Annotated in this window: 5 protein-coding genes; all 5 read left to right on the top strand. The window is 41.2% G+C overall.

The window, feature by feature from the left end; all coding sequences use genetic code 11:
* On the top strand, positions 1-587 hold a 587-nt coding region (locus ACP5N5_RS05080), incomplete at its 5' end, for a hypothetical protein (protein WP_428133530.1).
* A 4-nt stretch (positions 588-591) separates the two neighbouring features.
* Entirely contained in the window at positions 592-3,210 is a 2,619-nt protein-coding gene (locus ACP5N5_RS05075) for a DUF2341 domain-containing protein (protein ID WP_428133527.1), read from the top strand.
* On the top strand, positions 3,207-4,310 hold the full coding sequence (locus tag ACP5N5_RS05070) for a hypothetical protein (protein WP_428133525.1): 1,104 nt from the start codon (positions 3,207-3,209) through the stop codon (positions 4,308-4,310). Before ACP5N5_RS05075 ends, ACP5N5_RS05070 begins: the two co-directional genes overlap by 4 nt.
* A complete protein-coding gene (locus ACP5N5_RS05065) occupies positions 4,292-4,702 on the top strand; it encodes a hypothetical protein (protein ID WP_042667073.1) in 411 nt (136 codons plus the stop codon). The genes ACP5N5_RS05070 and ACP5N5_RS05065 overlap by 19 nt, the downstream gene beginning before the upstream one ends.
* A complete protein-coding gene (locus ACP5N5_RS05060; RefSeq protein WP_428133523.1) occupies positions 4,702-5,994 on the top strand; it encodes a hypothetical protein in 1,293 nt (430 codons plus the stop codon). Before ACP5N5_RS05065 ends, ACP5N5_RS05060 begins: the two co-directional genes overlap by 1 nt.
* The last annotated feature ends 149 nt before the right edge of the window (positions 5,995-6,143 follow it).

The following is a 6,143-nucleotide window of genomic DNA, read 5'->3' as shown; positions in this document are numbered from 1 at the left end:
CCGGTGGTGAGTATAGTATTGATTTCCCATCGCAGTATACTTCACGAGGATATATCGAGATCGGTAGGATAGATATATATTTAAACAGTAGTTCCCAACCCACACTATCTTTCTCATGTACGGCTTTAACCCAGGGAGCTAATGTGGGCGGCGCTCCAAGAGGACTACTTTACGGCGTGGATACACATATTGTTAATGATTCAAGGATGATACCGAGGATATACGAGTACAGGGATGGCAATGGCTTAATGATTATAACGCTTGATACTTGCAGGCTCCTCCTAGACGTCAATACGATTCCAACCGGTAATTATAGTGGCTACTACTATATCCTTACATACTATAATTTGACCATAAATTTTAGAGGATCTGGGTCTTTAAGGATAGAACCTGTGAGAACGTATACTGCATATTCCAATATTGGTGGAAACCTATGGAATATAACTATAGTGGTCTCCGACTATATTCTCGGTAAATCATCCTCATACAACGTGATAGACCTGGTTAAAACTGGTTTTGGAAAAGAATACGCCGGCATCCCGTTTTCACTTACCATAGTAGTAGAGGAGTTAGTTGTGGAGGTGTAGTGAAGTGGCTTCACCCATTATAACACATGTTATCGGCGCCACGGTTATGATAGCTATTATTATAGCATTAATGAATTACGCGTCAATAGTGTATAATACTACCAGGTATAACAATCTACAAGCTTTATACGAGGAGCTATCATCTAGGATAGCGGCTAGAATAAATGGGGCTGTCATGGATGCTTATATTTGGAGAATAAATAATACGCTTATACAATTAGCGAACCCGGTGGAGTCGGCTTTTAACGAGGGTTACAATGTCTATGTAGGTAAGGGTGTTTACTTAAACCGGGTTTTCTCACGTGTCCCACCAGATACATCAATATATGTTGTTGTCTCAACACCTGATAACACAATATATGGTTATGCATTGGTGGGCAATATAGGTAACCTAGAGGTGGCGAGAGGAAGCTTCATAGTTGACAGGTATAGGACGGGCTTTGATGCTGGAAACAGTTATGTGGAGAACGGGGTTCCATTTCTCTGCCGTATGCCAATCAATATAAGTGAGAGAGCCGGGGTGTATCTAAGTGATTATCTAGTGCTGGTGAACCTCTCATATAGTAGTGTAAACTGTACGTATCTAGGTAAAATATATGTTCCAAGTAGGAATGATGTGAGATTCACAGACTCCGATGGTGTGACGCCGTTGGACTACTATATAGAATACTGGAATGATACAAGTAAACAGGCATTGATATGGGTTAAAATACCCTCGCTAAGCGCGTCAAGTAGTAAAACAATATACATGTATTGGGGTAACCCATATGCCGTGGATAAGAGTAATCCAGGCATCTTCACCCTAATAGACTACCTCGGTAGATACCAGGATCTAGGGGATTTACTGCTTGGAGGCGTATGGGGCATTAAGTATAATAACACTGTGGGTGAACCAAGCATAGTTGGGAACACCACTAGCCTAATGGTATCGACAAAATATACTAACTACGGCTACGTGAACATATATTCGTTAAGGCCTTTCAATTTGACTGGACGACAAGGATGGATCATCGAGGCTGTAGGGACACCGGTCGACACAAGCGTAAATAGCCAGAACTACCGGGTAGGATTCTACATGTGGAACACTACTACTAGTGAGAAATATGGTATACAGCTTATACCGCCAGTAATAGATCCATCAATAGATCTCACCCCATACACTATTATTTATGGGGGCTGGAACATAACCTCGGAGATCACTGGTGACGAAATAAATATTGTTATAGCCAATACTAATTTATCAATACTCCCCGCATCTAAGTCAAAATCTAATGTCTCTATAGCGATTGCACAGAGAAGCATAGGGTCGACCGGTGAAGGTGGATATGTAAGTATATTATATAAGGTAAAAGTAGCCCCAGACAATATATATCGTGGATTGGTTTTAAGCAATAATCTAGCGAATCAGTCTAATCAGGCATACGCGATACTGCTCACAGCTGATACATCTGGGAATTTACAAGTGTGCACGTTAGATGTTGATCAATTATTAAATAATAATGTTGAATTCCTCGAATGTCAACCAACAAACGTAGACATTAATGGTGAAGAATGGTTCTACATCAACGTGACAATTAGAAATCCGGCGCGGGGGCAGGGTAATCCGGATATGGATCTATATATTTATAGAACTGACGGCTCAGTAGTATATAGTAAATCAAGGGTTGGTACAGTGGGACTACCCGGTAGGCCTGACTATATTGGACCAATAGTATACTATAATGGTGTATTAAGTAGCTATAACGGATCAAGATTCGACGACCTCATCGCGATAAGGTATAGTGAACCAGTTGATCTAACCACAGTGAAAGTCGTGGGTTTAACCCCTGGATTAATCGTTGAATTAGATGACGGGGATTTCTCAGTTAACAATACAGCTGACGACAATGGTGTCGCACTACTCAATGTCTCTACAAGGCCAATCCTAGGTATCAATAACCCCATCGACTTATTCATTTACGCTGAGAATGGAACGTTACTGGACTACTTCCAGATCAATAAAACTATCTCAGGGGGCACAATAATAGTTTACACACCGGAAATAAGGGAGTCCACGAAATCGTTCTCTGCAATGATACATGCATCAGGCAATAATATCGGTAGCTGTACTCTTAATAGGAATCAATATGTATACCTAGCTAGCTACCCCAGCAACACCGGGTTCAATACTGTATGTAAGACATCCTGGCTGAACTGGGGCAGGTATTTGACGAGTATAGGCTATTATAATGGTTCGTTCTACTACTTCATATACACAGTGAACCGTGAATTAAGGGATAGTAATAGTATTACATTACCAGCTAATACTACTCCTCTATTATTCAGGGTTGTTTTCGGTGTATCATTAGAGGGCAAACTTTCGGGCCAGGTGAATCGGGTTAACACCACAGGTGTCTTTGAGAAGATATGGGTGAGACCATTCGTGTATCCTGAGCCAGCGGTATCTTACAGCGTGCTCGGCATTCAGAATATCTCATTTCCTAAGCAACCGACGGTGATAGTAGATGAGTATACTGGTTATATTGTTTTCTCAAGTAAGTTAATGGTGGATATTGTTGTAACAATAGACAATACTGGGAGAATAATTATTATCGAGGTTCCCAGGGGTGTAAGGGCACCGTGAAGGAGATTATTGAATATATGTTAGCGGTATTGATAATATTATCTATAGTGCCATTCTACAATATGGTTGTCACGCAATTCTATACGCCGGAGAAAAGCATTGGGTATAGCGAGGTATCTGATCTATTTGTATCGATTATTAATCAGGTTTTCATAGACATGTATAATTATGGCAATATATCTATAGAGCTAACAGATATTAAGGCTAGCCTCGAAAACATTATAAAGAAGTATGCCGGCTCAATATATGACGACTATTACTTCTATGCGAGAATATATACTCCGCTCAACATCACGGTGGATCCTGGCTCAAGCAGGGTAATCATCTCCTCACCCTACAATATGTCAATGCTCCTACTATTAGTATCCCTGAACGGTACTGTAAGCTATAACGCAATGCCTACAGCCACCGGAGCCGGGGGCAACGTATTCAATTATATATTCGATTATTCTAAACTACCAGTTAAAAGCTTCTCAGCTATAATTGCTGTAAGCGGTTATGGAAGCACCTGGTTCATAGGCCATTGGCTTAACACAACAGTGGAGAAAGGTTATGCTATATCGGATACCAATAGAAACCTTGCTGTGATAGCTCGTGACATAGGGCTGAAGGCCACAAAATTCTACAATTTCACAGGCTATAATACAACACTATACTATTTCACCGGGAAAGCCATAATGAACTACACTAGCTCATGGACCAATATATCATGGCAGTTTGTGCAGTATAATTATATAAGGTATAATATCACTGAGACTATGTACATGAGTCGTATCAATGGTCGATATAATGAAACCCTATACATGTATAATGTCTACCTTGTTAAAGGCAGGAACTATACCATATACTACTATAACAATGGAACGACTAAACCTGTTGAATCCACTTATGAATACTCGAGTATAAGCAATCCCGTCTACAATATGGTGCTTGTATCAATATATGATGGCGCTAAGACTATTTCTGTCCCCATTTATAGCAATGTCTACGAGGTGTCGAATACGGTGAATCCCCCGCCTCAAGGTGGAAGTAAGATATCATCTTATATAAGAATTGGCATGTTTACTTATATGGTTGACTTATGGAGCTGGAGGAGGTAGTTTTGAGAGGGCAGCTACAGGTTCTGGTCTCATCCATGGCGCTGGCTTTAACGGTTGTGGTGATCGCATTGTTGTTTACATCTATATACGCGTATACCTCGAACTACAGGATTGTGGTTAGAGGTGGTAATGTATATGATGTACTGAGGGAGAAACCCTACTGGAGTGCCTGTAGCCTAGCCAATGAATTATTAACAAGACTCAATGCAATACAGGTCTCCGTCAATATCACTGAGTACAAGTTAACTGGCGGTGTAAGCCTGGTTAGGAGCGAGAACTGTACTGCCAGCGTAGAATCAAGGAGTGGCTCAGGGTACACCTTGAGCTACGTTTACAGCATTGGCACTATCTATGGCACGGTTATAAAATATGGTGTCAGGGTGATATATTGATGAGGGCTCAGCTTCCACTTGTAATAGCGGTTACACTACTCGTGTTCGTGATCACTACAACCCTGTTCTACATGACGTCAACGCTAACACATACATCCAGTATATGGATGAATGAGAGTGAAGAGTCTACATGGAGGAGCATAAATGAACAATTAGACAGCGTGATAATATCGGCGATCTCAGGCGCTAATGAAACAGCATACATGGCGTTCAAGCAGAAATGGGGAAGACAGGTGATGTCATATAATGATATAAATCAGAGTAGCATCACATATGTGAGGAGATGCGGCAGATCAAGCATCACTTATTACACTATATATGATTATACTAGTTTTGTGAGACCACGATACCTTACCAGAGACTATGATGGGGTTGGAGTACGGTATGCTCTTAATAATTTCGCGGGTATATTATATAATCAAACACTCCAGGTTGACTATGCTAACGCGATTTCAAGCAGTATTTACTCAGTGCTGAATAACTGGGCAAGCCTAGTAAGGGATATCGGTATCACAGTGATAGTATATCCGCCAACCGTTAAATACGAGTACGTGTTCGAAGGTGACCCCTCTACACCGTTCTCCAGGTTCAGTAACAGGCTTAGGGTAAATGTCAGCTTAGACGTGTTCTCGGTGAATGCCGGGTACAAGCATTTCGATAAATACGTTGAATACGGGTTTAACGTAACGTTTTACAGGGGGAGGATGATTAATGACAGCTTCATTATTCCATTATACATCACCGCCTACGTTGATATCAATGGGCAGAGGTCGATGTATATACCAGATCCATCCACGGTGACGCTGAGAATATATAGTAAAATGCTTGAGAGAATAGGCTTCATTAATTTAACTAGTGATGAATGGGGCAGCAACTACGCTAGTGGATACCTATATGCCTCATACTACTATGACAATGGTACAACACTACTCTTATTCAAGATACCGGTAACCATAGATACGTATAAATACTGGGATACAATTGTAATAGATAAAATCCTGAATGCCACGGTATTCTGTCGAGACAGCTCATGGTTCATTAATTACATGGCACCTCGAAGACTCGATAGTAATACATGCTGCGGGACAGGATCAAGCTGCTATTCTTCGACTACCCAAGCCTACTTGTTCGCCGGGCTTCTTTCACTGGATATAAATGGTTTAACAATGTTCAGCGGGGTTAAAATAGTGTGGAAGACGTATTTTGATGCAATTAGTAGATCATATACTATTTTCGCAAGCCTCTACGGGGATGAAAAAAGCGATTTCCAAATAACTGTACCTCTATACTAGACTAGAATCACTGACCTCCTTCACGTTTCGGAGAGCAGGGGCTTTCGGCTGTAAAGTAACAAACCTAGAACCAGAGGGAGAATCGTCCACTTGAGAGTAGTCTTTTACTGTGGTTTAGGGGCTCGTTTGTGACAACCGCCCCATTGCCC

It is taken from the genome of Desulfurococcus sp., from assembly GCF_049970475.1.
Taxonomy (GTDB): domain Archaea; phylum Thermoproteota; class Thermoprotei_A; order Sulfolobales; family Desulfurococcaceae; genus Desulfurococcus; species Desulfurococcus amylolyticus.
This window is presented reverse-complemented; position numbering and strand designations above follow the sequence as displayed.

What these genes read in the sequence shown, in the direction of transcription:
- ACP5N5_RS05065 (WP_042667073.1), top strand. Translation starts at nt 4,292, where the DNA reads ATGGAGCTGGAGGAGGTAGTTTTGAGAGGGCAGCTACAGGTTCTGGTC.
- ACP5N5_RS05060 (WP_428133523.1), top strand. Translation starts at nt 4,702, where the DNA reads ATGAGGGCTCAGCTTCCACTTGTAATAGCGGTTACACTACTCGTGTTC.